The 24347-nt window shown below is 51.9% G+C and carries 22 protein-coding genes and 1 riboswitch; of the genes, 10 read left to right on the forward strand and 12 right to left on the reverse strand.

Going from position 1 to position 24347, the window contains the following annotated elements; all coding sequences use genetic code 11:
* Positions 1-8: 8 nt before the first annotated feature.
* From ACTHPM_RS06160 to ACTHPM_RS06175, 4 genes are all read right to left on the reverse strand, one after another.
* Positions 9-1790, reverse strand: a complete 1782-nt coding sequence (locus ACTHPM_RS06160; protein WP_440394316.1) for an acyl-CoA dehydrogenase family protein — start codon at positions 1788-1790, stop codon at positions 9-11.
* 66 nt (positions 1791-1856) lie between these two features.
* Complete coding sequence (locus ACTHPM_RS06165) at positions 1857-3041, reverse strand: acetyl-CoA C-acetyltransferase (protein ID WP_440394317.1); 1185 nt, start codon at positions 3039-3041, stop codon at positions 1857-1859.
* Positions 3042-3065: 24 nt separating this feature from the next.
* Entirely contained in the window at positions 3066-5468 is a 2403-nt protein-coding gene (locus ACTHPM_RS06170; RefSeq protein WP_440394318.1) for a 3-hydroxyacyl-CoA dehydrogenase/enoyl-CoA hydratase family protein, read from the reverse strand.
* Positions 5465-7642, reverse strand: a complete 2178-nt coding sequence (locus ACTHPM_RS06175; RefSeq protein ID WP_440394319.1) for a heterodisulfide reductase-related iron-sulfur binding cluster — start codon at positions 7640-7642, stop codon at positions 5465-5467. The genes ACTHPM_RS06170 and ACTHPM_RS06175 overlap by 4 nt, the downstream gene beginning before the upstream one ends.
* A 242-nt stretch (positions 7643-7884) precedes the next feature.
* On the opposite strand from ACTHPM_RS06175, the gene ACTHPM_RS06180 reads away from it, so the two are divergent.
* The 3 genes from ACTHPM_RS06180 to ACTHPM_RS06190 all read left to right on the forward strand — a co-directional run bounded on the left by ACTHPM_RS06180 (position 7885) and on the right by ACTHPM_RS06190 (position 10320).
* On the forward strand, positions 7885-8466 hold the full coding sequence (locus ACTHPM_RS06180) for a TetR/AcrR family transcriptional regulator (protein WP_440394320.1): 582 nt from the start codon (positions 7885-7887) through the stop codon (positions 8464-8466).
* A 31-nt stretch (positions 8467-8497) separates the two neighbouring features.
* A complete protein-coding gene (locus ACTHPM_RS06185; protein WP_440394321.1) occupies positions 8498-9265 on the forward strand; it encodes an electron transfer flavoprotein subunit beta/FixA family protein in 768 nt (255 codons plus the stop codon).
* Positions 9266-9345: 80 nt separating this feature from the next.
* Positions 9346-10320, forward strand: a complete 975-nt coding sequence (locus tag ACTHPM_RS06190) for an electron transfer flavoprotein subunit alpha/FixB family protein (protein ID WP_440394322.1) — start codon at positions 9346-9348, stop codon at positions 10318-10320.
* A 111-nt stretch (positions 10321-10431) separates the two neighbouring features.
* Here the strand turns inward: ACTHPM_RS06190 and ACTHPM_RS06195 are convergent, their stop codons facing one another.
* The gene (locus tag ACTHPM_RS06195) at positions 10432-11250 is read right to left on the reverse strand and encodes a Cof-type HAD-IIB family hydrolase (RefSeq protein WP_440394323.1); all 819 of its coding nucleotides are present in this window, start codon (positions 11248-11250) and stop codon (positions 10432-10434) included.
* A gap of 340 nt (positions 11251-11590) precedes the next feature.
* Between ACTHPM_RS06195 and ACTHPM_RS06200 the strand changes: the two genes are divergently transcribed.
* The 6 genes from ACTHPM_RS06200 to ACTHPM_RS06225 all read left to right on the forward strand — a co-directional run bounded on the left by ACTHPM_RS06200 (position 11591) and on the right by ACTHPM_RS06225 (position 16518).
* Positions 11591-12232, forward strand: coding sequence for an FMN-dependent NADH-azoreductase (locus ACTHPM_RS06200; RefSeq protein WP_440394324.1), 642 nt, complete (start codon positions 11591-11593; stop codon positions 12230-12232).
* 206 nt (positions 12233-12438) lie between these two features.
* Positions 12439-12477, forward strand: a riboswitch (PreQ1 riboswitch).
* Positions 12478-12608: 131 nt separating this feature from the next.
* Positions 12609-13277: a 7-cyano-7-deazaguanine synthase QueC gene (gene queC, locus ACTHPM_RS06205; protein ID WP_440394325.1), complete on the forward strand. Its 669-nt coding sequence runs from the start codon at positions 12609-12611 to the stop codon at positions 13275-13277.
* Positions 13274-13762 (forward strand): 6-carboxytetrahydropterin synthase QueD, encoded by a 489-nt coding sequence (gene queD, locus ACTHPM_RS06210; protein ID WP_440394326.1) that lies wholly within the window; start codon positions 13274-13276, stop codon positions 13760-13762. Before queC ends, queD begins: the two co-directional genes overlap by 4 nt.
* Positions 13762-14523 (forward strand): 7-carboxy-7-deazaguanine synthase QueE, encoded by a 762-nt coding sequence (queE, locus tag ACTHPM_RS06215; RefSeq protein ID WP_440395363.1) that lies wholly within the window; start codon positions 13762-13764, stop codon positions 14521-14523. The genes queD and queE overlap by 1 nt, the downstream gene beginning before the upstream one ends.
* Before the next feature lie 22 nt (positions 14524-14545).
* Entirely contained in the window at positions 14546-15043 is a 498-nt protein-coding gene (queF, locus tag ACTHPM_RS06220; protein WP_440394327.1) for a preQ(1) synthase, read from the forward strand.
* 185 nt (positions 15044-15228) lie between these two features.
* Positions 15229-16518, forward strand: a complete 1290-nt coding sequence (locus ACTHPM_RS06225; protein WP_440394328.1) for a glycosyltransferase family 2 protein — start codon at positions 15229-15231, stop codon at positions 16516-16518.
* A 25-nt stretch (positions 16519-16543) separates the two neighbouring features.
* On the opposite strand, the gene ACTHPM_RS06230 is transcribed toward ACTHPM_RS06225, so the two are convergent.
* Together ACTHPM_RS06230 and ACTHPM_RS06235 are read right to left on the reverse strand one after the other, a co-directional pair.
* Positions 16544-16744 carry a hypothetical protein gene (locus ACTHPM_RS06230; RefSeq protein WP_440394329.1) on the reverse strand — a complete coding sequence of 67 codons (201 nt, stop codon included), beginning with the start codon at positions 16742-16744 and terminating at the stop codon, positions 16544-16546.
* A 45-nt stretch (positions 16745-16789) separates the two neighbouring features.
* Positions 16790-17209 carry a hypothetical protein gene (locus tag ACTHPM_RS06235; protein ID WP_440394330.1) on the reverse strand — a complete coding sequence of 140 codons (420 nt, stop codon included), beginning with the start codon at positions 17207-17209 and terminating at the stop codon, positions 16790-16792.
* A 406-nt stretch (positions 17210-17615) separates the two neighbouring features.
* Here ACTHPM_RS06235 and ACTHPM_RS06240 point away from each other — a divergent pair, with 406 nt between their 5' ends.
* Positions 17616-20048, forward strand: coding sequence for a glycosyltransferase (locus tag ACTHPM_RS06240; RefSeq protein WP_440394331.1), 2433 nt, complete (start codon positions 17616-17618; stop codon positions 20046-20048).
* Positions 20049-20140: 92 nt separating this feature from the next.
* Here the strand turns inward: ACTHPM_RS06240 and ACTHPM_RS06245 are convergent, their stop codons facing one another.
* The 5 genes from ACTHPM_RS06245 to ACTHPM_RS06265 are packed head-to-tail and all read right to left on the reverse strand — an operon-like array spanning position 20141 to position 24335.
* Positions 20141-20890: a glycosyltransferase gene (locus tag ACTHPM_RS06245; RefSeq protein WP_440394332.1), complete on the reverse strand. Its 750-nt coding sequence runs from the start codon at positions 20888-20890 to the stop codon at positions 20141-20143.
* 5 nt (positions 20891-20895) lie between these two features.
* Positions 20896-21591, reverse strand: a complete 696-nt coding sequence (locus ACTHPM_RS06250; protein WP_440394333.1) for a galactosyltransferase-related protein — start codon at positions 21589-21591, stop codon at positions 20896-20898.
* Positions 21592-21623: 32 nt separating this feature from the next.
* Positions 21624-22733, reverse strand: a complete 1110-nt coding sequence (locus ACTHPM_RS06255; RefSeq protein ID WP_440394334.1) for a class I SAM-dependent methyltransferase — start codon at positions 22731-22733, stop codon at positions 21624-21626.
* Between the two features lie 60 nt (positions 22734-22793).
* Positions 22794-23360 (reverse strand): methyltransferase domain-containing protein, encoded by a 567-nt coding sequence (locus tag ACTHPM_RS06260; RefSeq protein WP_440394335.1) that lies wholly within the window; start codon positions 23358-23360, stop codon positions 22794-22796.
* A 12-nt stretch (positions 23361-23372) separates the two neighbouring features.
* Entirely contained in the window at positions 23373-24335 is a 963-nt protein-coding gene (locus tag ACTHPM_RS06265; protein ID WP_440394336.1) for a glycosyltransferase family 4 protein, read from the reverse strand.
* Positions 24336-24347 lie beyond the last annotated feature (12 nt).

The following is a 24347-nucleotide window of genomic DNA, read 5'->3' on the forward strand; positions in this document are numbered from 1 at the left end:
TCACAAAATTACAAAACGTAAGCTTCTGCGTCGATTACTTTCGCTGCAATTTCACGTTTGATGCCAATCGCGTTAATCGGCGATTTGCGGACCAGCTTTTTCAGAACGGACAGCTGCGTACGCAGTGTATCCCCCGATTCCATGACGGCAAGCACTTCCTTGGCCCAGTTCTCAATTTTCGCGAATTCCTCATGGATAAATACGGTCGTCATTTGGATCGCGAGCTTCGCCTTGTCCTCGCCGGAGCGGTCCATGAGCTTCTGTGTCCGTAGCAGCGCGCTTTCCATTGCAAAGACGGAAATCATCATATCGGCCAAATTGCTCAGGATTTCCTGCTGCTCTTCAAGCTTCATTTGGTACTTCTGCACAGCCTGTGCACCGCACATCAGGAAGATTTTCTTGGACATCTTCAGCAGATGAGCTTCCTGCTCTAGCGTGCCGTCAAACAGCTGGTTCGGAATGGGTTCCATCAACTCGTTCTGCAGCGCCATCGCCTTTTGCATGAGCGGAAGCTCGCCCTTCATCGCTTTCTTCACCAGGGAGCCCGGAATTAGCAGGCGGTTGATCTCGTTCGTGCCTTCGAAAATACGGTTGATACGGGAATCACGATAATTGCGCTCCACGCGGTATTCCTGGGTGAAGCCGTAGCCGCCATGAATTTGCACGCCTTCGTCCACGATGAAATCCAGCACCTCCGAGCCGAACACTTTGTTAATGGAGCATTCAAGCTGGTACTCGGCAATCGCTTTGGCGGATTGATACCCGACCTGCGGGCTGCTGTGACCCACCTCGGCCAGGCCCACATCGAAGAGTCCGGCGGTCCGATATACCATGCTTTCGAGAACGAACGCTTTCGTGTTCATGTCGGCCAGCTTTTTCCCGATCAGCGGGAAGGACGAAATTCGGCGGCCGAACTGGGTCCGTTCGTTGGCATACTCGGCAGCAAGCTCGATCGTGTCTTTGGATGCGCCCACGCAGCCCGCAGCCAGCTTGAAACGTCCGATGTTCAGAATGTTAAACGCGATCAAATGACCCTTGCCAACCTCCCATAACAGGTTCTCTACGGGCACCTTCACGTCTTCCAAGATGAGCTGGCAGGTCGAGGAACCCTTGATGCCCATCTTCTTCTCCTCTGGCCCGATGCTCACGCCTTCCATAGTTCGCTCCACAATGAAGGTGCTGAAATCTTTGCCGTCAACTTTGGCATACACAATGAAGACATCCGCGAAACCGGCATTCGTGATGAACTGCTTCGTTCCGTTCAATACATAATATTCACCGTCATCGGTTAATGTTGCCGTTGTTTTGGCTCCCTGCGCATCGGATCCGGAAGATGGCTCCGTAAGGCAGTATGCGGAGATTTTCTCGCCGGTTGCAAGGAGCGGAAGGTACTTCTGCTTCTGTTCCTCCGTGCCGAAGTACACGATTGGCAGAGTGCCGATGCCGACATGGGCCCCGATGGAGAGCGCGAACGCAGATGCCTTCGTCAGGTTTTCATTAATCAGCGTCGAACTGACTTTATCGAGTCCCAGACCGCCGTAAGCTTCAGGCACATCCGCTCCGAGCAGGCCCAGCTCGCCGGCTTTGCGCATTTTTTCAACCGTAAGTTCGTAGTTCAGCTTCTCGATAGCTTCATCATGCGGCACGATTTCTCCTGCCACGAAGTCGGCTGTCGTCTCCGCAATCATGCGGTGTTCTTCGGTAAAATCCTCCGGCGTCACAATCTGATTGAAATCCGTATCCTCAATGATGTAACTTCCGCCCACCACTTTGTTCATCGTTGTACTCATGCTCTATCTCTCCTTTACGATTGTAATAAGATTCAATTGACATGAATTTTTAACAACATCAAAGCATTACTCCGGATACACCTCGAACACACCCGCGGCTCCCATCCCGCCGCCGATGCACATCGACACGACCCCGTAGCCCCCGCCTTGGCGCCGAAGCTCGCTGATGAGCGTCGTTGTCAGCTTGGTGCCGGTACAGCCCAGCGGATGGCCGAGTGCAATCGCGCCGCCGTTCACGTTGACCTTCTCCTCGTCAATGCCGAGCTCGCGAATGATATGCACGCACTGTGAGGCGAAGGCTTCGTTGATTTCAAACAACTTCACGTCGTCCTGGGAAATCCCTGCCATTTGCAAGGCTTTCGGGATGGCTTTCACCGGACCGACACCCATAATTTCCGGTTCCACGCCGCTAAGGGCGAAGGAACGGAACGCAGCGAGCGGCTTCAAGCCGAGCTCGTCGGCCTTTTCTCTGCTCATGACGACCACCGCGGCGGCACCGTCGCTCGTCTGGGACGAGTTGCCGGCTGTTACCGTGCCGCCGAGCTTGAATGCTGGCCTCAGCCTCGCCAGCACTTCCGGCGTCGTATCTGCGCGCACGCCTTCATCCATTTGAAACGTAAAAGATTTGGCATGAACCTTCCCTTTGTCGTCCACGCTTTTCATTTCAACCTGAACCGGAACGATTTCATCGCTGAATTTGCCTTCGGCGACCGCCTTAGCCGCATTCTTGTGGGAACGGGCTGCAAAACGGTCCTGATCCTCGCGCGAGATGCCGAAGCGTTCTGCAACTTCCTCCGCGGTATGTCCCATCCCCATGTAAACTTCAGGCATTTCCGCAACCAGCCGCGGATTCGGCGATACTTTAAATCCGGTCATCGGCACATGGCTCATGCTCTCCACGCCGCCGGCAATCAACACATCAGCATAGCCCAGCATGACACGTTCAGCCGCGAACGCGATCGACTGCAGACCGGACGAGCAAAATCGGTTGATCGTGAGAGCTGGCACGGTAACCGGAAAACCGGCGTACAGCGACATGATCCGGGCAAAGTTCAGTCCCTGCTCTCCTTCCGGCATCGCGCAGCCAATGATGATATCCTCCACATCTTCCTTCTTCAGGCCTGGCGCACGGTCTACCACCGCTTCCAGGACGGCTTTGCCGAGATCATCCGCCCGGGTTTGGGCCAGGCTGCCTTTTTTGGCTCTGCCGATGGCAGTACGGGCCATAGATACGATTACTGCTTCTCTCATTCGAATTCACCCTCCCCTGGGATCTTAATTTCGCAGTGCTTTGCCTTTGGTCAGCATGTGGTGCATACGCTGCTGGGTCTTCGGTTCTCCGCACAGGCTGAGGAACGCTTCGCGCTCCAGATCGAGCATGTATTGCTCAGTCACAAGCGATCCGGCAGGGACATCGCCACCCGCGAGCACATGCGCTAATTTCTTCGCAATAAGCAGATCATGGTCGCTGATATAGCCGCCGCGTTTCATTTCAATCGCTCCCAGCTGCAGAACGGCTTTGCCTTCAGCGCCTGCTACGCGGATTTTCTCTTCCGGAATCGGCTTATAATCCGTATTGGCGAGTCCGAGTACGGACTGTTTCGCTTCGTAAATTGCAAAGTCCTGATTGGCAACGACACGGTCGGATGGACGCAGGTATCCGAGCTTCTTGGCGTCATAGCCGCTGCTGGATACCGTCGCCGTGCCTACCGTTTGGAACACGTGATTGATGTACGGCTGGAGGTCCACGCCTTCGACGTTCGCCTGCTGGCTGCAGCGGAGCGCGAATTCCTTGCATCCGCCGCCGGCCGGAATCAGTCCGACGCCGACTTCAACCAATCCATAGTAGGTTTCTGCAGAAGCGACGACCTGATCGGCCGGCATGCAGGCTTCGACGCCGCCGCCAAGGCACATCCGGTGAGGCGCGGCCACAACCGGTTTTTCAAACCGTTTGACCTTGTACATCGTATTTTGGAATAAATGAATAATGTCGTTAATTTCATCCCATTCTTCATCCTGGGCTTCCATGAGCAGGAGCATGATGTTGGCCCCTACGCAGAAATTGCGCCCCTGATTGGCGATGACCATGCCTTTATAATTCTTTCTGACCTCATCAAGGCTCTGCGTGATCATGCTCAGGATATCTTCTCCGATCGCGTTGTTCGGCGAATGGAATTCCAGGCAGGTCACGTCATCCCCCAAATCGATCAAGCTGGCTCCGCTGTTGCCCTTGATGACTTTATTCTGTTCCTTCAAGCTGCGCAGATTGATGATTTCCGGCGCGAATTCCACTTCCTTGTAGGCGGACGAGCCGATATGGATGGAGTAGAGCTTTCCTTCTTCATTTTTGTAGAAAGATGTGTTGCCTGCCGCAATCCAATCCTTTACCCAAGCCGGGACACTCAAGCCTTCGGCTTCCATGCGCTCTACCGAACGGGTGAGACCAATAGCATCCCATGTCTCGAACGGTCCAAGCTCCCAGGAGAAGCCCCATTTCATGGCGTCGTCGATTTCCCGAATGGAATCCGAAATTTCGCCGACCTTTTCCGCCGAGTAAATGAGCACCTGCTTCAGAATGTTCCACGCCAAGTCGGAATAACGGTCCTTCGCTCCAAGCAGCGCCTTGGTTTTCTCCCTGGCTCCCTTCGCGAGCTTTGCAGCTTCCAGCGAAGCCGATTTGGGCTTCTTCTGCGGCACATATTCCATCGTCGTCAGATCGAGCGCGAGAATTTCGCTGCCTGCAGCGCTCTTTTTCTTCAAATAAAAGCCCTGACCCGACTTTTCGCCGAGCCATCCCTTCTCCACCATGCTTTTCATCTGAAGCGGAACGGTAAAGATCCTTTGCTCCTGCTCATCCGTTACATTGTTGTATACGTTGTCGGCAACATGTACGAACGTATCCAGCCCGACCAGGTCCAGCGTGCGGAAAGTTGCGCTTTTCGGACGGCCCATCGCCGGACCCGTTACAGCATCCACCTCTTCCACGGTAAAGCCGTTTTCGGTCATCTCCTTCATCGTGACGAGGAGTCCATACGTGCCGATGCGGTTGCCGATGAAGTTCGGCGTGTCCTTGGCGAGCACAACGCCTTTGCCGAGCACTTTTTCGCAGAATCCCTTCATATAGGCCACGAGCTCCGGATCCGTATGTTCCCCTGGAATAATTTCAAGAAGCTTCATATATCGGGGCGGGTTGAAAAAATGCGTCCCCATAAAATGCTTTTGGAATGCCTCGCTGCAATCCGCAGCCATGGCATTGATCGAAATGCCCGACGTGTTGGAGCTGACGATCGTTCCCGGCGTCCACACCTTTTCGATTCTTTGCAGCAGGCCCTTCTTTACGTCCAGATTCTCCACTACGACCTCAATGATCCAGTCCACGTGGGCAAGCTCGGACAGATGATCTTCCAGGTTGCCGGGCGTCATGCGGCTTGCGAACGCGTTATCGAAGAGCGGAGCCGGTTTGGTCTTTGCCAGCTTGGCAATGGCCGTTGATGCAAGCCTGTTCCGTACAGCCGGATTCTCCAAGGTCAAGCCTTTCGCTGTTTCCTCTTCTGTCAGCTGTCTCGGCACCATATCCAGCAGTAAGCACGGAATACCGACGTTAGCCAAGTGGGCCGCAATGCCGGAACCCATGATTCCGGAGCCGATGACGGCCGCTTTGCGAATGGATTTATTCATTTTGTGCTTGCCTCCATTTCTAGTCCTTTATTGTGAGCGGGATGATCGCCGAATACGGAGAGCTCCAGTATTTCCGCGATGTCCTTCGCTTTCACACGGTCTTCGACTTCCTTCATTTTCGTCCCGTCCTCCATCATGGTCAGGCAGTAAGGACAGGCGCTGCTGATGATGCCGGGATTCACTTCGAGGGCCTGCTCGGTGCGCGCCAGATTGACGCGTTTGCCCGAGGTTTCCTCCATCCACATCATCCCGCCGCCGGCGCCGCAGCACATCGCATTCTCCCGCGTTCGCTTCATTTCGACGAGCTCTACGCCGGGGATGGCCTTCAGCACGCTGCGTGGCTGATCGTACACGTTGTTGTACCGGCCAAGGTAGCAGGAATCGTGATACGTAATGCGTTCTTTCACTTCATGATGAGGAGTCAGCCTGCCCTCGCGGATGAGTTGGTCAAGAAGCTGAGTGTGATGCAGTACCTCCACGCCTTCGAGGCCAAATTCCGGATACTCATTCTTGAATGTATTAAAAGTGTGTGGACACGCGGTCACGATTTTTTGGACACCGTATTTTTCGAAAATTTCGATGTTCTCCATGCACAGCTGCTGGAACAGCATTTCATTGCCCATCCGGCGCGGCGTATCGCCCGAGTTCTTCTCTTCGTTGCCGAGAATGGCGTAATTCACGCCCGATTCGTTCAGCAGTCTGGCGAATGCCCGGGAGATCTTGCGGCTGCGAAGATCGTAAGAGCCCATGGAACCGACGAAAAACAAATATTCGAAGGTTGGATTGTCCTTAACCGTAGGCACCCGGATGCCTTCCACCTCCCCGCTCCAATTGGCTCGGTCATTACGGTTCAGACCCCAAGGGTTGCTCTGTCTTTCGATGTTCTGCAGGGCGCGCTGGCCTTCGGCCGGAACGCTGCCTTCCATCAGTACGAGATGCCTGCGCAGATCGATGATTTTGTCGACATGCTCGTTGCCGACAGGACATTGGTCTTCGCAGTTGCGGCACGTTGTGCAGGACCATATTTCTTCTTCGGTCATCACATCGCCGATCAAGTTCAGCTCCTGCGGATTTTTCTTCTGATGAGTCCAGGTGGATTTCTGCCAGGCTAGCGTCGGTTTGATGTCCGTGATGCTGTCTGCGTTCCAATCAGGCTCCGTGCCTGAGGCGGACAATGCATGGGCGCCATCCGTCGCAAAAGCAAATTCGGGCACGTATGGCGATTTACCGGTGATGGAGTTACCTTTTTCCGTTAAGTGGTCACGAAGCTTGACGATCAAATGCATGGGTGACAGCACCTTACCGGTGTTCGAAGCCGGACATACGTTGGTGCACCGGCCGCATTCCACGCAGGCATAGAAGTCGATCATCTGCTTTTGGGTGAAGTCCTCGATTTTGCCGACGCCAAAGGACTCTGCTTCTTCATCCTCCAAATCCAGCTTGCTGAGCTTGCCGACAGGTTCGGAGCGACCAAGGTAAATATTGACCGGAGCGGAAATCAAGTGAAAATGCTTGGATTGAGGGACATACACAAGAAAAGAGAGCAGAATGAGCAAATGTGCCCACCAGAATACGTAGAACATGACTTTCGCTGCCGTGGCGGACATCCCGCCGAACCATGCAGCTAACAGGGAAGAGATTGGTGCGTAACCCGACGCTTCCTGATCCAGCCAGACTCTCTCGAAGCCCAGGGACAGCACAACGGACAGCATGAGGAAGAAAATAAAGAAGACGACCAGGCTCGGCTTCCAGCCCTTTTTCAGCCTGGGAAGCTTCTCGACGTATCTGCGGTATGCGGCATATCCTACGGCAACGAGGATCAGGAACACGGTGATCTCCTGCAGCAGGCTGAACACGTCATAGGCCGGAAGCGGCAGATGGCCGCCATTCGTCAGGCCCTTAATGATCAGATCCAGTGCGCCGAACTGCAGGATGATAAAACCGTAAAAAATAACGAAGTGCATCACGCCGCTTTTCAGATCCTTGAACAGTTTCTTCTGCCCGAAGACCTGCGACAGAAATTCACCCCACTTCCCTTCGCGCTGTTTCCGGAAATCGGCCGGCTTGCCCAGCTTCACGTAGAGGATCCGGTGGTAGACGGCCTTGTAAAAGAGGTAGATGCCGTAACCTGCCACAGCGATAAACAAGAGTAAGTTGACCATTTGCCACACCATTCGCCATCCGTCCTTTCATAGAATAAAAGTAAATTTATTACTTGTTTACAATAGAAAGCGATTACAAATGACTTGTAAAATTAAGATTCTGCAAAAATCGATCCCGTTACCTTGACCTTTACAAAATCCTTCACAACAAATCTTATCTGAATGATTGACAATTGACAGCGTTTACCATAAGATTGAGAAAAAATGAATGAGCATTCATTCAGTCAATTGAATTCTAACACCGGGGTGGCCTGATGACAAGTAGAAAAATGGAAAAATATGAGTTAATTTTGGATGCAGCATTAAAAGTCATAGCGGAAAACGGGTTTCATGGCTCCCAAATTTCCAAGATCGCAAAGGAGGCTGGTGTCGCGGACGGTACGATATATCTATATTTTAAAAACAAGGAAGATATCCTTATTTCCCTGTTCCAGGAACGGCTCGGAAACCTGGTCGCAATGTTCCACAGCAGCGTCAAGGAAACCAATACGGCGGATGACGCGCTGCGCAAAGTATGCGAGATCCATTATACCGAGCTGGAAAATAACGTGAACCTTGCTTACGTGACGCAGGTCGAGCTGAGACAGAGCCAGCTGGAACTCCGTAAAGCCATCGGCCTTGTGGTAAAGCCTTATATTCAGCTGATTGAGCATATTGTGGAAAGAGGCATTGCGGAAGGTTCCTTCCGCAAGGACCTCGATGTCAAATTGACGCGTCATCTGATATTCGGTGCCATGGATGAGGTCGTCACCTCCTGGCTGATCTCGGACCGGAAGTATTCGCTCACCGGCCAGGTCGATAAGACGGTTGAATTTTTCTTGAAAGGCTTGAAATAATCCAATTCATAAATTGAGAGGAGCTTGCCACATGAATATCTTTGTACTGCTGAAGCAAACCTTCGATACTGAGGAAAGAATCGTCATTGAGGGAGGCGAAATCTCCGATGACGGCGTGAAATACGTGATGAACCCTTACGATGAGTATGCTGTCGAGGAGGCACTGCTTCAAAGGGATCAGCACGGCGGATCGATTACCGTCGTGGGCGTTGGACCGGAACGTACGGCCGAAGCCCTGCGGACCGCCCTGGCCATGGGCACGGATGAAGCGGTTCTGATCGGCAGCGAGGGTCTTGCCATCGACGAATATACGGTCTCCCGCCTGCTCGCCGCTTATCTGAGTCAGCAATCTTACGATCTCATTCTTGGCGGCAATTTCTCGGTAGACAGCGGCGGCGGCCAAGTCGCAGTTAGGCTGGCGCAGCTGCTGGATATTCCGCATACCTCTTCCATTACAAAGCTGACGATCAGCGGACAGCAGGCAGCCGCGGAACGCGATGCCGAGGGCGACACAGAAAAGCTGGAGGTCACCCTCCCTGCCGTCTTTACGGCACAGCAAGGCCTCAATGAACCCCGCTATCCATCCTTGCCGGGGATTATAAAAGCCAAGAAGAAGCCCTTCCACCGCATAGCGGCAGCGGATTTGGGCGTCAGTGACAGCGATGCGGCCGCCAAAACGAAACGCATCTCCCTCTCCCTGCCGCCGCAGCGTCAGGCGGGAAGAATCCTGCAAGGCGATTATGCGCAGCAGGCCGCCGAGCTCGTAAGCCTGCTGCGCAACGAAGCCAAGCTGATCTAATCCGGCGCAGGCATCAGGAGTTACCGGCATTCAAACGTCTTACAATTCATGGATCTTCATACCTAAGGAGGAATCTGAAAATGAGTAAAACGGTTGTGGTGATAGCGGAGGTACGCGGCGGAAGCCTGCGTCAGGTCACGCTGGAAGCGCTTCAGGCGGCTTCGATCGTCAAGGAGGACGGCGACAGCACGGCAGCAGTTCTAATAGGCTCCCAAATTACGCCGCTGGCTTCAGAGCTTGCAAAGTACGTGGATGGCCAAGTCTTTTCCGTCGATCATCCCGATCTGGAAATATATAATCCCGAAGCCTATCTCAACGTGATGAAGACGGTATTCGAACGCGTAACACCTGACATCGTTGTTGTTGGGCATACCGCTCAGGGGCGGGACCTGGCGCCGGCGATAGCCGCACATTTGGGTGCAGGACAGATTTCGGATGTGACCACCATTGAGAAGAACGGCGACGATGTTCTCTATACGCGTCCGCTTTATGCCGGCAAGGCATTTGAGCAAAAGCAGTTCAACGGCGGACCTCAGGTCGTCACGGTACGCCCGAACAACATCGAACCCGTGCAAGCCTCTTCCGATCCGGCCGAGATCGTCGAGCTTGAATATGCTCCTGCCGGCTCCCTCCGCTCGGTTGTCAAGGACGTCGTGCGGAAGACCTCCGGCAAGGTCGACCTTACCGAGGCGAAAATCGTCGTCTCCGGCGGACGCGGCGTTAAAAGCGCGGATGGCTTCAAGCCCCTCGAGGAGCTTGCTGACGTGCTGCACGGTGCGGTGGGCGCTTCCCGGGCAGCCTGCGATGCCGGTTACTGCGATTACTCGATGCAGATCGGCCAGACTGGCAAGGTGGTGACCCCTGAGATTTACATTGCGTGCGGCATCAGCGGCGCGATCCAGCATTTGGCGGGCATGAGCCAATCACGGATCATCATCGCGATCAACAAGGATCCGGAAGCTCCGATCTTCAAGGTCGCGGATTACGGCATCGTCGGCGACCTGTTCGAAGTCGTGCCTCTGCTTACGCAGGAGTTCCGGAAGGTTCTGGTCTGATCGGATATATGTAAACTGAACTTTATTTATCGAAACGAAACGCATGCCAAAAAGGTCGGGAATATCCTCCATGCTGGTGGATTAATCCCGACCTTTTCATTTTACTGAAGATTAGGCCTGCTGATAAGCAAGAACGAACTTCTCGATCACCTTCGCCACGCCGTCGTTCATGTTCGTATCCGTGATGTAATCGGCTGCTTCCTTGATTTCATCACGTGCATTGCCCATCGCTACGCCCAGTCCGGCGAACCGGATCATCGCCAGATCGTTGAAGCTGTCGCCCATGGCAATCACTTCTTCCTGCTCGATGCCCAGATGCTGAATCAGCTGATGCAGGCTCGTCCCCTTATCGACCCCGGCTTCCGTGAATTCGAGGAAAAATGGCTTGGAACGCATGACGCTTAGTTCTCCTGCCAGTTCGGACTGAAGCTTCTTCGCCGCGACAGCCAATGTCTCCGGCTCATCCACCATCAATACCTTCACGACCGGCTCCTGCACAGCCTCCACAAAGCTCTCCACCTCGCGAATGCTCATGCCTGTCAGACCCGATTCGATATCCGTGAACTCATTTCGGTCTTCGGTAACGATGTGGTCACCCAAATAAGTCAGCATGGACAAGTTTTCCCGCCGGCTGATCTCGTAAAGTCTACGTACCGTCTCCACGGATAAAGTGCTGGTGAATACCTCGTCACCCGTCTTGCAGTTGATAATCTTGGCCCCGTTAAAAGCCAGGATGAAGCTTCCGAATCTCTCCAGCTCCAATGCCTTGGCAATATCCTTCATTCCGTATGTGGGACGTCCCGATGCCAATACGACCTTAACACCTTTCTCCTGCGCGTTCATCAGTGCTTCTTTTGTGCGGGGAGATATCGATTGGTCGTCGCGGAGCAGCGTATCGTCAAGATCCAGAACGATCATTTTGTATTTCATGTTGATTACACCCTTTTCTATATGTCTAGTACAAGCCGTCTATTTACTATATCATGATTGCAGCGCGAGGAAAAAAAATATCTTAATTTCAAACATTTTGTGAAAGTCATCGCTAAAAAAGCAAAAAAGTAAGTAATTTAGGGTTGCGGAATTTTTGAAAGTTGCTTACAATTCAATATGTAAGTTGAACTGAGAGAAAGTAAATTTCAGTTCATTTTATAAATGCCACATTCATTGTGCAAAATTATATTCGTTAACACAAGGAATTCAAGCTAACCGGATTGACATCTATTTGGTTCCGCATCATCTTTGTGTTCAACCATTGGAGGAAAAATACAGCATGAACGTATTAGTCGTAAAAGCAAATAACCGCCCGGCATCAGAGGCCATTTCGAGCAAGATGTACGAAACATTCATGGAAGCCGTCAAGGATACCAAAAACCTGAATGTGACGACCTATGATGTGTTCGAAGAAGACACACCTTACTTCGGTCAAGACCTGTTCAACGCATTCGGCAAGCTGCAAAGCGGCGCAGAATTGACAGACCTTGAAAGCCGCCTTTTGGCTGCCAAGCAAAAAGCCATGGACGCCCTGACAGCAGCGGACGTTGTCGTATTCGCATTCCCGCTCTGGAATTTGACCATTCCTGCGAAGCTGCAAACCTTCATCGATTATGTGTATGCTGCAGGCTTTGCATTTAAATATGACGCAGAAGGCAACATGGTTTCGCTTATGCCTGAGAAGAAGGCTATCTTCCTGAACGCACGCGGCGGCTTCTACTCCGCTCCGGAAGTAGCTCCGATGGAAATGGCCGTGAACTACATGCGCAACGTATTCGGCGGCGTGTTCGGTATGGAAATCATCGATGAAGTCATCATCGAAGGGCACAACGCACAGCGTGACAAAGCGAACGAGTTCATCGAAGAAGGACTTCGCCAAGTCAAAGAAGTGGCCAACAAATTGGTTCTTCAGCACGCTTAATCTATATTTCATCCAATCCCTTGGACGCGGGCAACAGCCTAGGTCCAAGGGATTTTTGTCTTTGGGTTCCTTGCAAGCAGGAAATACAATACATCCGATGGTTCATCAGCAAGCGGGTATTCACTTCCTTGCAAGTTGTGCTATAATGAGCCCTGCGCCATATGAGCGCAACTGAAGAAAGTCCGGCTGCGGCCTTGATGCCGCCTCCGGGAGAGGTTCGCGAACTCCCTCTATAAAAAACTAAGATGGCTCACCCGGGTTTATTTGGTGCTGGGCCAGGTTTTTCGAGACAGTTCATGAACCCTCTCTCTTCGAAAAGGTATAGACGCATTCACGCGTTTTTACCAACACAATTTGAAGATCGAGAGGTTTTTTTATGCTCAAAAATGAAAAAGCGGTTGTCGTGTTCAGCGGCGGCCAAGACAGCACCACCTGCCTGTTCTGGGCGATGCAGCAATTCGGCGAAGTCGAAACGGTCACGTTTGATTACGGACAGCGCCATCGCCTCGAGATCGAGTGTGCGCAAAGCATTGCGAATGAGCTTGGCGTGAAGAACACCGTGCTCGATATGAGCCTGCTGAATCAGCTTGCTCCGAATGCGCTGACCCGCACCGAAATCGATATTACCCAGGAGGAAGGCGAACTGCCGAGTACGTTCGTTGAAGGACGCAATCATCTCTTCCTTAGCTTTGCTGCCGTTTTTGCCAAAGTTTCCGGCGCAAGGCATCTTGTAACCGGTGTATGCGAGACTGATTTTAGCGGATATCCGGACTGCCGGGATGCCTTCGTCAAATCTCTGAACGTTACCTTGAATTTGGCCATGGACTATAATTTCGTGATCCATACCCCGCTTATGTGGCTGGATAAGGCTGAAACCTGGGCCATGGCGAATGACCATGGCGCCTTTGAGTTCGTTCGCGAGCGCACGCTGACCTGCTATAACGGTATTGTCGGCGACGGCTGCGGTGAATGCCCATCCTGCGAGCTGCGCCGCAAAGGACTGCAAATGTTCCTGGAAAGACAATCCGGGGAAATCCGCCGATGAAGAACAACCCGGGAACCTTTCATATTGTGGATCATCTGCAGCAGCTTGGCACGGATATACAAACCTCAGATTTAAAGTATAAACACTGCCGCGTGATGGTCAGCAAGGAATTCACCTTTGACGCTGCTCATCACCTGCACGCCTATGAAGGCAAATGCAAAAACCTCCACGGTCATACGTATAAAGCCGTTTTTGGCATCAGTGCTTATCCGAATTCGATCGGCATTGCTGCTGATTTCGGCCTCGTCAAAGACATCTGGAAACAAAATATCGAGCCGCATCTGGATCATCGGTATCTGAATGAGACGCTACCGCTCATGAATACAACAGCGGAAAACATGGTGATCTGGCTCTATGAGCAGATGGAAGCAGCGCTCCGTTCTGATGCATATGCCAATCAGATTGATCATGGCCGCACGGAATTTGTGCGATTGTACGAAACACCGACCAGTTATGCCGAATTCCGCCGGGAGTGGGTAGAATGATGAACGCAGAAGCTTCAAATTCCCTCAAGGCGGCGCCTGCCATACCCGTATTGGAAATATTCGGGCCTACCGTGCAGGGCGAAGGCATGGTGATCGGCCAAAAGACGATGTTCGTCCGCACGGCCGGCTGCGATTACCGCTGCTCCTGGTGCGACTCGGCTTTTACCTGGGATGGCAGCGGCATACGAGACATCCGCAAAATGAGTGCAGAAGATATATGGAACGAATTGAAGCGCCTTGGCGGAAACCGCTTTTCCCATGTGACGATTTCTGGAGGAAATCCGCTCCTGCTTCCTCAGCTCTCCTCCCTCGTATCGCTTCTGAAGGCAAACGGTGTCCGGCTGGCTGTCGAAACACAAGGGAGCCGCTGGCAGGACTGGCTGCTGGATATTGATGAAGTGACAATCTCGCCGAAGCCGCCAACTTCAGGAATGCATACGAAATGGGATGCGCTGGATGAAATCGTAAACAAAATCGCGAACCGCCCTGCCGCTTATGCTTACAGCCTGAAGGTTGTCATCTTCGATGACAGCGACTTGCTGTACGCTCAAACGGTTCATCAGCGTTATCCCGCCGCTCCCATGTATTTGCAGGTTGGAAACTCGGACGTGACCCGGATGGACACAACCCATCATGCCGCAGAACTACTGAAGCAGTATGAATTGCTGATCGATAAAGTGATGGCATCCGATTCGTTGAATGAAGTGAGGGTGCTTCCGCAGCTGCACACGCTGGTATGGGGCAACAAACGCGGCGTATAGACCGCCTTAGGAGGAATTTCAAGTGACAGGAAGACAACCTGAAGAAATGGAAGATTTAACGCTGCTCGGCAACCAGGGGACGAAATACGTGTTTCAATATGCCCCTGAAGTGCTGGAGAGCTTCGACAATAAACATGCTTACCGCGATTATTTCGTGAAATTCAATTTCCCTGAATTCACGAGTCTATGCCCGATCACCGGACAGCCGGATTTTGCCACACTGCACATCAGCTACATCCCGGATAAGCGAATGGTCGAAAGCAAGTCGCTGAAGCTCTATCTGTTCAGCTTCCGCAATCACGGCGATTTTCATGAGGACTGCATGAACATCATCTTGAACGATCTCATCAAGCTGATGGAGCCGCGCTACATCGAGGTATGGGGCAAATTCACGCCGCGGGGCGGAATTTCCATCGATCCATACTGCAACTACGGCAAGCCTGGAACGAAATATGAACAAATCGCTGAACATCGCCTGATGAACCACGATTTGTACCCGGAGAAGATCGACAACCGGTAAGCCAGTGCATGCACTGTTAAATAAGGCCGCAGAAATGCGGCTTTTTAATTACTGGCGAAAGAATGCCTTTTCTTCGGGTCATATATAGTTACATTTCGTCCGGTTAAAGTGTCAGTTGGGCAGGTTTCGCATACCTTGTAAAAGTAATTCTCGTTGATGATGCTTAACGCTAGAAAGGAGCCTACATGATTGCTTTTATCGTCTCAGACGGACGCCTTATGAATACGCTCCAGACTGAATGGTCGATTCGGGATATCCTGCCTGATGTGACTGTGGTGCGCTTGGCTGAGGTCGAAACCGGGAAGATGCTGAATGAGACACTGGCTCAATACACAGAGCCGTTTTTTCTCACCTTTCATGCAGGGGATACCGTCCGATTGGGCTTCCAGGAAGTGCTCCAGCAGTGGAAGGCCGGGCTTAATTACGGCTTAGCAGGTGTTATCATCATGCCTAAAGGAATCTCTCGCAAGCATGTTTCTCCATTCGAAAATAAGCATGCTGCTTATTGGCGGACGTCAGCCGTCATGGCGGATCCGGAAGGCGGATTTCGTGAACGAAGTCATCTTCCCTTCGACCATTATGTACTCACAGATAAGCAGCTCCAGCTCTTATCCAATCAAGGGTGGCATTACGCAGAAACAGAATCCTACACCCCATCCAGAGCAGCGGCGATGCCATTAACCCAGGTCGAGCCGCAGGAATTGCTCCCGCTCTTGAAAAATTTCTATTCGCACGAAATCCATCGGCCCCATCCATCCAAGCTGCCCCTCATTTCCATCGTGTTGTGTACGTACAATAACGCCGGCTACCTGCCGTGGGCTGTCCGTTCCGTCATCGCCCAATCGTATCCTGCGTGGGAGCTGATGATCGTGGATGACGGCTCTACGGACGGGACGGCGGCGTATCTGAACACACTCCAGCCCAACCCAAGGATTCGCAGCTTGATCATGGAGAGTAACCAAGGCAAGGCCGTTTGCTTGAATGAAGCCCTGAAGCATGCCAAAGGCGACTGGCTGCTCGAGCTTGACGCCGATGACTGGCTGACCGCCGACAGTCTGCTTAAGCTGGCTGAGCAGGCTCATATGAACGATGAAAAAGGAATCCTATACGCCAACCATTATGAATGGGAGGAACGAAGGAACGGACAGCTGATCTTCCGGGGGGTGAAGCATACGCCGCATATCATTACTCATCGCAGCCTTTTGGAAGAAGGCATGGCGATTGCTCCCCGAATGTATCGCACCGATCTGCTGAACCAAGCCGAAGGCTGGAACACTTCCGTACCCTGGGGAGGAAGATTGTATGAGGATATCGAACTGCTGGTCCGTTTAACCGCGAGTGAAGCTTGGCATCATATCCCCTTCCCCCTGTACAATCGGAGAATACGACAGAACAGCATGACCCATGCCTACGATCAACGCTATGAAGAATGGAAAGCCTGGATGTTGAAGCATCATTCAGAGATGTTGACGTGATTATGCAGTTGCTCCCCGATACAACCTATGGAAGAACGCGGACATAAGTGATATTGTTGCCTATTGCCGTGACTTCCCGGGATGCAGGGATATAATTCGAGCTGACAAGTCCGACGGTAACCAAACCGCCGGCCGCTGCCGTCAGTTGTCCCTGCAAAAACTGCCCGGGCTGGACGATTTCGACCGATCTGCCGACAAAGGTATTCAGCGCCTCTATAAAATCCATAAAATTCGACTCCTCCTTACCTGCTCAAAGTATTCTTTTTCGCCATCAGACAAGGGATAATATGTTTCGCAGCGGCAGAAGCACGATGCTTCCATCCGGCTCCCGCAGTTGAATGAAATCCTCTCCAACATTCGTCAGCGTACCGAATAATGTACCCGCTGGCGTCTCAAGGGTCACTCTCGTTCCCACTCGGCTGATAAGGAATGCTCTGGTTCCCGCTTCGTTGTTAGAAAGGGTGTCCACTTGGTCCTGAAGGGCATTGACATGGGCGGACAGGCGGTTTACGCGTAGTTTGAGTTTTCTGACTTGCTCTGTCAGCCGCTCCAAACTGGTAAGAAAGAGTCTTCTAAGCTCTCTCAGCTTTCTTTTAAATGAGCCTGTCTTCTTGCCTAGGGAGGACGGGTTCTTTTTGCGGACTGCGGTAACGCAACTGGTATCATGCAAACTTTTTCTGTGCAGCTTCACGGCTCTGCCTCCTTTAATTAGTCATGAGTACCATATGTTGCTGTTAAGGAAGCGGCAACCTGTATGCGGAAAGTTGATTATTTTGCCTACCAGACCCGGAATACGGAATGCAAGAATGGGAGAATTTCCTGCTTTTATACTCCGGCATGGTGTTTCACCCAAGCGTATATCCGCTCTCATACATAGTTTGAACATAGACAATGGTTTAGGGAGGAGAATCGCGTTGAACAGGAAGAAAACCCGGAAGCCCATAACAAAATCAGCATCTCCCTCTATTTTGAAGCCCCGAAAAAGAAAAAGGATTATACCTAAAAGACGTCGGCCTGCCCCCGCTCCGCTTCTGAGCCCTGTAATTACGACGCAAGTTTCCGATCCAGGCCCGCCGGCTATAGAAGCCATCGATCCTTTGAATAAAAGAGAAGCGGAGAAGACTTCCCAATGGAATCGCGTATGGGCCGAGGAGCCAACTTCTTATGACGTGTTCCGGTTTCCGGTTATTGACTGGGATTTCAGGTGGCAGCGTCCTCAGCAAATCTCGCAGCAGTTTGCTACCCACGGCCACCGGGTCTTTTATATGATGACGAACGTCTCGGTGCTTCCAAAGCAGCATGCTACCTATGAAGAGGTCTCTCAACACGTCAAAATCAAACGGATCGCCCCGCATATTTGGCTCATTACGCTTTGTGCAAGCCGCAGGCTCAATTTGTACAGAGACCAAATGAACGAGATGGATATTCAATATCTGAACTGGTCGGTTGATTATATCAGAGACCGGTTCCATATCGAGCATCTGGTATCCATCGTCGATCTGCCTTTCTGGACCCCGCTCGTTACGGTCATGGAAAACCATAAACTCATCTACGATTGCATGGATGAACATCACGGATTTTCAACCAATGACACGGCAGTACTTCGGCAGGAAAAGAATTTGGCACAAAGTTCCGACCTCGTTCTGGCTTCCTCCCTGCTCCTGTACGAACGTATGAATGCTCTGCATTCCAACACGCTGCTGCTCCGCAATGCTGCTGACGCTTCTCATTTTGCTGCGTCCGTTTCCGCTGCACCCGAATTGGCAGTTGTTGAAGGTCCCGTCATCGGATATTATGGAGCCATTTCGGACTGGTTCGATGTGAAGCTTGTTGAAGCCTTGGCCAAACGCAGGACGGACTGGACCTTTGTACTGATCGGACACACTTTCGGCTGCGACACCTCGGCGATCGAGCAGCTTCCAAATGTATTGCTGCTTGGCGAAAAGCCTTACGAACAGCTGCCGTCCTATCTCCACCGGTTCGATGCGGCCATCATCCCTTTTCTGCAAAATGACCTGACCCGCGCAACCAATCCTGTGAAGCTTTACGAATACTTGTCTGCCGGCAAGCCAGTTATCTCGACGTATTTGCCGGAGCTTGAGAACGTCGCTGCCGGGCTCACTTCGATCGCCGATACGCCGGAAGCCTTCGAACACGCGATAGATCAGGCACTTCAGGAAGATGATGCCGAAAAAGCGGAGATACGGCAGGCGTATGCGCTGACGCAAACCTGGACCGATCGATACCAAGAGCTGCACCAAACGATATTGAGGCTGCTTTTCCCAAAAGTCAGCGTCATCATCCTTACGTACAATAACTGGTCTTACACCCGCCAGTGCCTGCTAAGCCTGCAAAAGGCAGGACATTACCCCAACATGGAAGTACTCATCATTGACAATGGATCGACGGATGAAACGCTGCATCATCTGGAAGAGCTTGATCCCGAACTGTTCAGGATCATTTATTCCTCAGCGAATCTCGGATTTGCCGCCGGAAATTCCCTCGGCTGCCGCAAGGCGACGGGTGAATATATCATTCTTCTGAATAACGATACGATCGTGCCGGACGGAAGCTGGATCCAGCGACTGATCCGTCCGTTTGAGAATGACCCAACGATCGGCATGACGGGTCCGATGTCTAACTATGTCGGCAACGACCAGGTCGTCGACCATTTTGTAGGTAATCCGGTGGAAGGAGCCAATCCTTATTGGTTGCGCGACTTCTATGATCTATACAAAGGCAGCTACCGGTTTACGGAGCTGCTGGGCTTCTTCTGCGTAGCCATGAGGCGAAGCGTTTTCGATGAGGTCGGCGGATTGGACAGCAAATACGGCATAGGAATGTTCGAGGATGACGACTACTGCGAACGGGTAAAGCGTGCAGGCTACAAGCTGGCCATTATCGAAGACGCCTTTGTCTACCATCATGGCAGCGCCACGATCAAGAAACTGAATCCGGGTGAGTACGAGGAGCTTTGGCGGAGCAATAAAGCCTATTATGAACAGAAATGGAATACAGCCTGGCAGCTCCCGAAGCGGCCGGAGAACCTATTCTTCGAGGCAGATACTCCCGAGAAGGTTGCCGGCAGGCTCGAATCGGACCCGCATCCATGCGTGCTTGTGCTCGGAGGCAGGGATTGGTCCAGAATGAATAGCCGGTTGCAGCAGATCGTCAAGCAGCTTGCAGCCAAGCGGGACCGGGTCGTCGTTGTGCATCTGACGAAATATTATCGTCATGATATCATCGGCATCCGGAAGGCCGGACCGCAGCTCTATCTGACCAACCGTCCCGATTTGCTCAGGGATATTCGGTTCGATCACATCCTGTACTGCGGGGAAACGGAAATCGATTCAACGCTTACTTCAATGCATCCCGTGATAGACGCGCCGTCCTATCATGCCCATCAACTTGCGGTTTTGACATCACAGCTCAAGAATGCAGTTGTTATTGAAGATCATGATGTTCCTTCCCTCATTCAAGCTTTGAAGAACAAGAAAGGGACGACATTCATAGAAAGCTCGCAGTCATAATAAAAAGTCTTCACATCCCGGGCACCATGCTTGCTCAGGATGTAGAAGACTTTTAAATATTCCTTCCAACAGGCTCGAAGCATGCCATCCGGCTAATTCTGGTTTTTCTTCAAATACCGCCGGATCACTTCCGGATGGGTTCCGCTGAACGGGAGGGTCGCGATGCTGTACTCTGTATGCGAATAGCTCCAGTCCGGATTTCCTACGTTATCGGGTACATTCAAGTCGCCGCGACGGTTATCGTTGAATTTCACTTTTCTTCCCAAGGCGTAATGATAATGGTAGATATTCATATCCTCCCTCGCGCGCGGAAAGCTCCAAATGCTTTCGCCTCCGCTGCCTTCCAGGGTGCAGTGATGCCTTTCATCTCGGTAACGAATTCCCTTACTTGATCTCCACATCCGGGTTATGTCATTGGACCAGCGCTCATCACCCGGGCTGTTCACGCGAATCGTCCATGGGTCGCCCCAGAAATTAACGAACGGAAATTGAAAGATGTCCGCGTCTGTTCGCTCCATAAGCGCGGGGAGCCTCTCATGGAAACAATCATCCAATATTTCGTCGATATCCAAATTCATGATCCAGTCTCCGGAAGCCTGTTCGATCAGAAAATTCCGGACCCTGGATTCGTTCCAATCGTCGGAGTATGGCAAACCGGTTTGATGCATATGAAATAAACGGATCGGGAGCGTTTCCTGGTAGGACTCAATCAAGGATACCGTCCGGTCCGTGCTGCCGCCGTCCACGATGACGATTTCATCGGCGTATGCCGCTGCGCTTTCGAGGTAAAGCGGGACGAACGTTTCTTCGTTCAGCACCGGGACGATTAAGGACAATCTCATGGCAGTCATGCTCCTTTCCCTTCTTTGTCCTGTAATAGGCGGCTCATTTGAGCCGGATTTCCAAGCGCCGCCTTGTACGCGCTGTACAAAGCATAGTTCGCCTCGTAGTTCGGATTACCTGATGGTCCGACGAAAGGATGCCAAAAGTGAAGCAAATTCCCTTCCAAGCGAACATGCTTGCCTACCAGCGTATCCAGCGAATAAGCAAAGGCCTCGTCTTCCCCTCCCCATCCCACAAAGCGTTCGTCATATCCCCCGACGGATTCAAAGGCTGCCCTTGACAGTACATTCACCCCGCCGACAAAATAACGGGCTTGATCTGCTCTTGTCTCAAGGGATACAGGAATCGGCCACTGCGCCTCCTGGTCGTAAGCTGTCCGCGAGTTGCTCCGGGTCATGCGTGTAATGCTGCTGAATGGGATCACCCACCGATCCTCTCGAACCTGATTCAATGCTTCTCTCATCAGCTCCGGATCATAGATGATGTCTCCATCGGCGATAATGAACAGGCGGCCCGTCGCGGCCGAAGCCGCTTTGTTAATCGCCTTGGATCTGCTGAACAGCTCATGCTTTAGCTCCCCCACGCACACTTCCGCCTCCGGCAGCAGCTTGTGATAGAATTGCTTGACATAGCGTAAGGCTTCATCCCGCGGGCCGCCATCCGGCTGATACGGAATAAGAACAGAAACATCCCTAGGCATCGGTTTAAACCTCCCACGATAATGGCTTTCGATTATTTCAAAAATACGCCAAGTTCCCTGTATTTCCCCGTTCCTGCCGTATCCGCCAGTTTTTCATAATAGAGAAAACCGGTGTTCGCCATCAGAAGTCTTTTCTCTGCTTCGATTTCGTCTCCCGATTCCCAGAACAGCAGATGTGCAACAGATTCGTCGATTTTACGGAGAAAGGCGCGGCAGTCCTCCTCATCCTTCATGACATGGTAGAGTACCGTCAGCAGCACACCGATATCGAACTTTCCGACTTCCGCCTGCTGAAACGGCTGGGGAATGACATCAAACCAGGTTCGTTCCAGGCGATTTAATTCGTTCAGCATTTCTACATGTTTCGGATCGTGCTCGACCCCGGTAACCTTGGCTCCCTCCCGCGTAAAGCACCTTGCATGATAACCGATGTTACAGCCGATATCGATTACGCGAGTACCGTGCAGCGAGTAAGGGCCCAAATACTGCAGCATCATATCAAGACGAGAGGGAAACGTTTCGTCTCTCTCACTGTCCCAGTCATAGAATGCCGGATTCAGAATTGGCGTGTATATCAGTCGGCGCTGTTGACGCTCGATCAGCATTTGAACAGCAGCTGCCTGCCCATCATTCCTCCACTGCCGGTAATCTGATGCGCTCATCTTCACGAACACACGACGAAGACCGCTACAGTATAAGAAAGCCGCCCGGTGGTGACCGTCTTTAATGTTGAAGTAGCCTGAGGGATTATAGCTTGCCTTGATGGGGTGATCCCGATAAAAAGAGCTTTTGGCGGACAACTCATTGTTCATATTCATGAATTCCATTTTTCGCTGCAGCAATAATTGATCGGGAACCATTGGTGGAGCAAGGCCTCTTGTCGAGTAGATTTTGTCGTACCAGTCCTGATACACGGCTGCGGAAGCGGATTGTCCCAGGAAATACCGGAACAGTTCCCTATGAGGGGTAAAGCGCATGATGGAAATGTTGCTGTATTGAAGGTGGTGTTCGTACCAAGCGTCGGTGAAACATTCGATCAGGTGAACCGTTTGCGAGGAGATGACATCCAGGTCGGTAAAAAGCAGCTCGATCGGTACTTCGCAGATCACATCAGAATCATCCCATTCTCCCCGATCAACCATGCATTCGCCTCCTATCTGGTATCCATATTCTTAGAAAATTGGTATCAACTCAATGAATAATTATGTTGACCCTTGCAGTAATATCGTCGCAAAATCACGTTGGATATAGTCTTTGAACATTCGTTTCTCGGCAACAGGAAAAGCATTGAAATCTTCTTCCGTCCACACGCTTCGGTGAGTTTCGTAGGCATTTCCGTATTCGCTGCCCTGCGGCCAATCCTGTCCAATTGGGATGTTAAGCAGCACGTATCTGCACAGCCCTAGGCAGGACCTGAGAAGCTCCGCTCCCTCCAGCTTGTTGAAGTGTTCCAATACATCGCCCAGGATAATAAGGTCATACTTCGGCAGCGCCTGCCGTTTCACCAGCAATTCGTATGCATCGGCCCGGTAAATGTGGTTGTAGAAGCAGGCATGATAGTCATCGATGCTACGCTCGAACACCTCGATCCCTTCGACGGTCGTCGTCCACTGCTCCCTGAATACCCTTCCCTGCCATACATCGAGGAACTCGCGGCAGAGCATTCCCCAGCGCCCGAACCCCACGCCGACATCCAGTACCCTTGAAGGACCCACCAGGCGAATCAATTCCACGCAGTACGAAATATTTTGCCAATTGGACGTTCCCATCGTTTCACCTCCCTACCTTCCAAACAGATGCCTGGTCCAGTGATGGACGGCCGTGTCTATGCTCCATCGCATTTCCATTTCGGACCGGCATTTCATTCCGATGGCCTCAAGCTCCCCCCTTCGGTTCATCCATGCCTGTATGGTCTCAATAAATGCCCCGGGGTCATCGCTGTCCAGGATCAGGGGGTGCGCATCCCGATGTGCCGCTTCCTTGATGTATCCCACATTCGTCGACAGCACCGGCTTACCGCAGGCAAAAGCTTCAAGTGCCGGCGCGCCGCCGCCTTCGTTCGCGGATGTCATCAGCAGCAGGTCCAAACCATGGTAAAACAACGGCATGTCATCGTATGCGTATTCGCCCGAGGTTTCCAAGAACTGCACACCGGAGTCATGTTTAAAGTACTGTTTGATCGGCTGCAGCAGTGATTCGTAATTTTTCGACTTCTTCGCCTTGTCACCAGCCCAACCGATAACCAAAGGCTGCGATGAATCACGCCTTGAAACGGCCGGAGTGAATTTGTCCGTATCGACAAAATGACCTATGAAATGGACTTCGGCATTTGGAGCAATATCTTTCAGCACGGCTGCCAGCTTGGTGTTCATTGCTCCGATTACGGGTATACGGGAAAGCACCAGACGCAGAAAATCCGGGTCCGGCAGCACCGGGTCCTTCCACTCCCTAAACGTTTCATAATTCCGGCTGAAATAGTAATAAGAAACTGCTGCGGAAGCGTCAATGCGGATATGCTTGAAAATTGCCCATGCGGCAATGCCCAGACACATTGCGCAGATCGAGGAATATCGCCGGTTAACCTCTTCGCTGCCTACTGTCTGAATGAGAGAATCAAGCTCTGCTGCCGAAATCAGCGTCAGATCAGGTTGATGTAGCTGAATGACTTTGGCAGTCTTCCCCAAAATCCACCAGTCAACGTCGTAAATAAGCAGATGCTTTGCCAGGCTGATTCCCCCTTTCATGCTTTCGCGCTT

The sequence above is a fragment of the Paenibacillus sp. SAFN-054 genome (assembly GCF_051966755.1).
Lineage (GTDB): Bacteria > Bacillota > Bacilli > Paenibacillales > Paenibacillaceae > Paenibacillus_AQ.

Bases quoted from the DNA above. Each gene is read 5' to 3' on its own strand.
- ACTHPM_RS06250 (WP_440394333.1), bottom strand. From the start codon at position 21,591: ATGCCTAGGGATGTTTCTGTTCTTATTCCGTATCAGCCGGATGGCGGC.
- queE (WP_440395363.1), top strand. From the start codon at position 13,762: ATGAACGCAGAAGCTTCAAATTCCCTCAAGGCGGCGCCTGCCATACCC.
- queC (WP_440394325.1), top strand. From the start codon at position 12,609: ATGCTCAAAAATGAAAAAGCGGTTGTCGTGTTCAGCGGCGGCCAAGAC.
- queD (WP_440394326.1), top strand. From the start codon at position 13,274: ATGAAGAACAACCCGGGAACCTTTCATATTGTGGATCATCTGCAGCAG.
- ACTHPM_RS06160 (WP_440394316.1), bottom strand. From the start codon at position 1,790: ATGAGTACAACGATGAACAAAGTGGTGGGCGGAAGTTACATCATTGAG.
- ACTHPM_RS06265 (WP_440394336.1), bottom strand. From the start codon at position 24,335: ATGAAAGGGGGAATCAGCCTGGCAAAGCATCTGCTTATTTACGACGTT.
- ACTHPM_RS06255 (WP_440394334.1), bottom strand. From the start codon at position 22,733: ATGGTTGATCGGGGAGAATGGGATGATTCTGATGTGATCTGCGAAGTA.
- ACTHPM_RS06180 (WP_440394320.1), top strand. From the start codon at position 7,885: ATGACAAGTAGAAAAATGGAAAAATATGAGTTAATTTTGGATGCAGCA.
- ACTHPM_RS06175 (WP_440394319.1), bottom strand. From the start codon at position 7,642: ATGGTGTGGCAAATGGTCAACTTACTCTTGTTTATCGCTGTGGCAGGT.
- ACTHPM_RS06170 (WP_440394318.1), bottom strand. From the start codon at position 5,468: ATGAATAAATCCATTCGCAAAGCGGCCGTCATCGGCTCCGGAATCATG.
- ACTHPM_RS06185 (WP_440394321.1), top strand. From the start codon at position 8,498: ATGAATATCTTTGTACTGCTGAAGCAAACCTTCGATACTGAGGAAAGA.
- ACTHPM_RS06225 (WP_440394328.1), top strand. From the start codon at position 15,229: ATGATTGCTTTTATCGTCTCAGACGGACGCCTTATGAATACGCTCCAG.
- ACTHPM_RS06260 (WP_440394335.1), bottom strand. From the start codon at position 23,360: ATGGGAACGTCCAATTGGCAAAATATTTCGTACTGCGTGGAATTGATT.
- ACTHPM_RS06200 (WP_440394324.1), top strand. From the start codon at position 11,591: ATGAACGTATTAGTCGTAAAAGCAAATAACCGCCCGGCATCAGAGGCC.
- ACTHPM_RS06195 (WP_440394323.1), bottom strand. From the start codon at position 11,250: ATGAAATACAAAATGATCGTTCTGGATCTTGACGATACGCTGCTCCGC.
- ACTHPM_RS06165 (WP_440394317.1), bottom strand. From the start codon at position 3,041: ATGAGAGAAGCAGTAATCGTATCTATGGCCCGTACTGCCATCGGCAGA.
- ACTHPM_RS06245 (WP_440394332.1), bottom strand. From the start codon at position 20,890: ATGAGATTGTCCTTAATCGTCCCGGTGCTGAACGAAGAAACGTTCGTC.
- ACTHPM_RS06230 (WP_440394329.1), bottom strand. From the start codon at position 16,744: ATGGATTTTATAGAGGCGCTGAATACCTTTGTCGGCAGATCGGTCGAA.
- ACTHPM_RS06190 (WP_440394322.1), top strand. From the start codon at position 9,346: ATGAGTAAAACGGTTGTGGTGATAGCGGAGGTACGCGGCGGAAGCCTG.